Here is a 546-nt window from a genome sequence, read left to right as displayed (position 1 = left end):
TAGTTAAAAACTATCCTGAATTTACAAATTTACCTAAAATTTACGGGGGGGGGTCTTATGGTGGATACTTATCCTTACTTATAGCTAAGATTGCTCCTTGGTATGTGGATGGGGTGGTTGATAATTCTGCAATTACTATGCCTCATATACGGCATATTTTAGGAAGAGAAACTGAAATTCCTGAATTTGTATTTACTATGGAAAATGTAGATTTAAATTGTTATGTAAAAAAATATTGGACACGCAATATAAATTCACCTTTTTATTTAAATGATGAAAATTATATAATACGTTCAATTTTAAATTCAAATCATCTTTTAATCCAGCAAAAATTAAATCCTAATATAATCTATATTCATTATCATAGTGCAAAAGATATTGGTGCTCCTGCTAAAGATAAAATAGAACTTCATAAAATCTATAAAAACCTAGGCTTTGATACAACTTTACATTTAATAGAGAGTGAAGATCAAATAGATGGAAAATTAATTAAAAGTTTAGAACACGGATTAAGAATGACTGATAAAGCTTTATTTAGACAAGAAT

General features: G+C 27.7%; 1 protein-coding gene. It reads left to right on the top strand.

The window, feature by feature from the left end; all coding sequences use genetic code 11:
- A partial coding sequence (locus JG676_RS07780) for a DUF2920 family protein (RefSeq protein ID WP_200217866.1) occupies positions 1-546 on the top strand: 546 nt, incomplete at both ends.

The organism is Campylobacter sp. 2018MI34 (assembly GCF_016598975.1).
In the GTDB taxonomy this organism is placed as follows: domain Bacteria; phylum Campylobacterota; class Campylobacteria; order Campylobacterales; family Campylobacteraceae; genus Campylobacter_D.
The sequence above is the reverse complement of the archived record's forward strand: the minus strand, read 5'-3'. Positions and strand labels throughout refer to the sequence as shown.